The sequence below is a fragment of the Arsenophonus sp. ENCA genome, assembly GCF_002287155.1.
GTDB classification, from domain to species: Bacteria; Pseudomonadota; Gammaproteobacteria; order Enterobacterales; family Enterobacteriaceae; genus Arsenophonus; species Arsenophonus nilaparvatae.
On the sequence record NZ_NHNG01000180.1, the window covers coordinates 1 to 563 of the forward strand.

At 40.0% G+C, this 563-nt stretch carries 2 protein-coding genes; one reads left to right on the plus strand and one right to left on the minus strand.

Annotated features, from left to right (window positions below; genetic code table 11):
- On the plus strand, positions 1 to 281 hold a 281-nt coding region (locus CBG25_RS04645), incomplete at its 5' end, for a transposase family protein (RefSeq protein ID WP_290603775.1).
- A gap of 12 nt (positions 282 to 293) precedes the next feature.
- Here CBG25_RS04645 and CBG25_RS04650 read toward each other — a convergent pair.
- Positions 294 to 563: hypothetical protein (locus tag CBG25_RS04650; protein WP_290604912.1), on the minus strand; the 270-nt coding region annotated here is incomplete at its 5' end.

The following is a 563-nucleotide window of genomic DNA, read 5'->3' on the forward strand; positions in this document are numbered from 1 at the left end:
AGGTAACCATCTGGGCAGATACCGGTTTTCAAGGTATAGATAAACAGCATCCTAATACACAAATCCCAAAAAAAGGAACTCGAAAAAGACCTTTATCGCCTGAACAAAAACAAGAAAATAAAATAATCTCGGGCATCCGTATTACAGTTGAACACGCCATCGCGGGTATCAAGCGCCTCGGTTGCATGACCCAAATTTTACGGAATCGTAGACCCTTTATTGATGATACCTTCTTACTCCTTAGCGCAGGTCTTTGGAATTTCCATCTCAGAACAGCGTAAAATTTACTTCAATCACCGAAACACCCTTATTTCACTATTAAGCAACACGCTTAAAGAAAAATCATAAGGATCTTCTCGGGAATAAGAAATATCCTGATGGCAAGGTACGGGCAAATCTGCGTAAGCGGATTTACTGATAATATTTATTTTATGTGGCCTAACTGAGCTCCCGATAAATGCCCTCGCAATATCCATCAACGAAGTTTCTATCGACGGATAGAATTGTTCTGTCATTAGACAAGGATGTGCCCATCGACTAACTGACTTTAAATAGTCTCCAAT